4 protein-coding genes are annotated in these 3,166 nt (G+C 52.0%); all 4 read right to left on the reverse strand.

What is annotated here, in order from left to right; genetic code table 11:
- Positions 1–229 precede the first annotated feature (229 nt).
- A complete protein-coding gene (locus GOX45_RS21825) occupies positions 230–766 on the reverse strand; it encodes a hypothetical protein (RefSeq protein WP_171104061.1) in 537 nt (178 codons plus the stop codon).
- Entirely contained in the window at positions 750–1,520 is a 771-nt protein-coding gene (locus GOX45_RS21830; protein ID WP_171104063.1) for a hypothetical protein, read from the reverse strand. Before GOX45_RS21830 ends, GOX45_RS21825 begins: the two co-directional genes overlap by 17 nt.
- A gap of 74 nt (positions 1,521–1,594) precedes the next feature.
- The gene (locus GOX45_RS21835) at positions 1,595–2,110 is read right to left on the reverse strand and encodes a DUF805 domain-containing protein (RefSeq protein WP_170575351.1); all 516 of its coding nucleotides are present in this window, start codon (positions 2,108–2,110) and stop codon (positions 1,595–1,597) included.
- A gap of 836 nt (positions 2,111–2,946) precedes the next feature.
- A partial coding sequence (locus tag GOX45_RS21995; protein ID WP_217350623.1) for a hypothetical protein occupies positions 2,947–3,166 on the reverse strand: 220 nt, incomplete at its 5' end.

The following is a 3,166-nucleotide window of genomic DNA, read 5'->3' on the forward strand; positions in this document are numbered from 1 at the left end:
TGCGGATATCCGCATTTTTTACTCCAAAGGACCGCAATCCACCCAAAGCGAACAATCGTGACAAGACTTTGTAATTTCCGCGACCGGATGTGGGTGCGCTCATAACGCTGCGTTTCTGACATTGATTTCATAAAAGAAAAGCTTGGAAGTTTGCCCACAAGTTTGCATGCCACAAAGGAACCACCGAACAAAAAGGTTCTCAGGCTTATCTTTGGTGCCCAATTACAGTTTACTCCGAATCACCAGCAGACGAGCGCCACGTCTTAGCTTCCGCATCCCAAACACTGGCGGTGACGCAAGGCGTTGGGTTTATTCCGTCGCAATTGGATCCATGAATATCCGCAACAACAACGCGTTGACGCCCAAAATCAGTGACCGTCCAGCCTTGGTTGAGCAACGAGTGTACCTCCTCTTCAACCAAGAAGTGCGAGACGCATCCGCCAGTTCCGCAATATAGAGATGCGGCGCTTGAACACGCAAAACCAGATTCATTCAGAACCCAATCGCGTTGTAGATCTCCGTCGAGATCGACCCTTTCAACCGCGCCCCAGGCTATGTCAAATTGACCGTCGTTGAATTCCGCGCAGGCCCTTGCCGCAAGATCAACCCTCGCCTGCAAACCGGGCGGAAGTTGCGATAAATCAGCCGCGACAGCTGGTGAGGTCCACACTAGACTCGAAACCAGCGTAATCCTGGAAACCAACCCTTTCAACAGGCGCACTATTTGGGAAGCCGGTTGGAGGGTGGCGTCAGTTACATTGATCATACCTATAGTCCCCGTACTCCAGCCAGTTTGCCGAGCCTTCGCTAAAAATCAAAAACTCGGACCTGTCTTCCCCAAGCAGGGCAACGACAAATCCGGCCGGCGGCTCAGAGTTTCCGAAGTAACTGTAGGCCGTCATGGCTCTGATTGACTCACCGTTGACTGTTACTCGCGCGTCCCACTCTCCCTCCGGGTTGTCCAAAATTACGGGTTCGATGACTCGCTCTACCGCTCCGCCACCACAATAGACGATGCCTTCTGGGGGTTCGTAGGAGGCCCCCTGGCTAGCACCTGAATCGCAGGCGGAACGAAGGGACCGAATTGCTGCACTGGAACCCTTCAAGTCAAAGATTCCGTAGCTGACATCTTGATCAATCATGGACAGATTAACCGATGCATTGGCCGCAAGCTGGTCCAGTACAAAACCATAATCCTGCTGACTATTGAAACTGACCTCGACAGGATAATTGTCGACGATCTGCACGTCAGCGTTCTCTGCGCCAACCTGAAATGCGCCAACTTCGGTGGTGCCGTTCTTCAAAAATCGAATGGAAAGCCCCTGCTTATCCACAATGTCCTGGCTGTCCTCATATCCGGCCGGAGCAAAGCGGATACGGTTACACTGAAGTTCCAGCGTCATGTTTCCGGTCTGAATAAAAGCATTGGGGTTAGGCCCGGAGTTGAACGACCACTCCGCTGATGCTGTGGTCGCCATTGCCATCATCAGTGTTCCAATGGAAATCGTTTGGAAACTCATTTTCTCTCTCCATGGTGTTGTGGTTCGTACTGTCGTTCAGCCAGAGTGTCCGGCCCGTTAACCGGGCAACAAGGTTAGGAAACAGGTTCGCCGTATTCGTTTGCACCTTCTTGGGAAGGTCGTGTCAGCCACCAGATCATCAGGATAGACAGAACCAATTGAAGAATTGAGACAACAACAATACCGGTCACGCCCAGTACTGCCGCGGGTCCCCGTAATGCATCGGGGTTTTCGGTCCCCTGCTCCAATACCGAAAAGAACGCTACCCCACCCAGCATAACAAATAGCGTTGTAATGCTGAGCGCCATCGGCAGCAGCAAATACCAGCCAGGTCGTCCTGTATCATGCAGCCTTCGCCAACCGGCGGCCAGCATAGGTATGAGAACAGCCAGCTGGAAAACAGAGGACAGGACCCGAGATCCCTGGCCTGTTTCGGGGTTGGTCCCGAATATGATCGTATCCAGCACAGCTAAGGCAGCACTCACGACAACCACAAACAAGAAGAACCACCAGTATTCTGAGCGTATAGCCCGACCGGAGAACTGGAAGTATTTCGAGAAACACGTCTTAACGGCTTCACCAAATCCCATCTTTCAATCCCTTCATTGTTTTTGTGCGGCCTCAAATCGCTTCGCCGCTCAGGGGAACACACTCGTAGCTCCCACTTACTTTTTTGTTTGAACGCAGAGGCCTATCGTACGAGAGCGTAGAGAAATTTACGCGCGGAAAAAATATTGATTTATTTCAAATTAGATTCAAACATGCGAATTCGACACAACTTTATTTTACCTCCGTTGTTGTCGTTGCTGCTCGCTGTGCCGAGCCCTTTCGACTGCTGGAGTGAGTACCGGCGGTCGGAAGGCACTTTACAATGATTGAGCGCTGGGAGGACGCGATGCTCAGACTTAACGTTCTCGCCCTCTTTCCAGAGTTTTCTCTAGTATTTGCTAACGACGTTATTCGGCTTTCACACGTTATTGTCGGCCCCGATAGTCAACGAAATATCGACCCGCCGACCAAGCCCCCCGCCGCAAATTTTGGGAAAGGTAGTCACAGGATCAAGGTATGTTCAATTGGCTGCACAGACGCGAGAGCTTTAAACAAGCGCATCCAATTTCACTAACTTCAAGGGAACCAGAGGGAGAAGAAAATGTCTAGCAAGATGATGATGATTGCAGGCGCGACATGTTGCGCAATTCTTGCGGCCTGCGACGATACGAGTACATCAAGCGCGTCCGCCGAGCTCACGCCGGCTCAGCAGGCGTGTTTGCGAGATGTAGCTAACACGACGAATAATTCGCAAGTCGTGGTGCTCTCATCCGCGTTTAGCGAGGCAGGAACACAGGTCACAGTCGGCGTTGGCGAGGATCGTGCTCCTTGGAATTGCATTGCTTACAGTGATGGCGCGACAGCTGGTATCGAGTTCCTAGGCGACGAAGGCGCATTGTGACCTGTCTGCTGTGTAGCTGAAAACGGCTGCGCAGCACTGGCTTGATCTGCTGAGGCTCGACTTGGTCTGTAGAACTACCATCATCGTATTCGCTGTTCTGTAGGCAAGCGAAACTTTGAACGGCAACTTTGCAAAGTCAGCTTTCTGCGCATTGCCGTCGTTAGCGCGGGCTGCAGCATCTGGCACTTTGGGCTCG

The organism is Ruegeria sp. HKCCD7255, from assembly GCF_013031565.1.
Classification (GTDB): Bacteria; Pseudomonadota; Alphaproteobacteria; order Rhodobacterales; family Rhodobacteraceae; genus Ruegeria.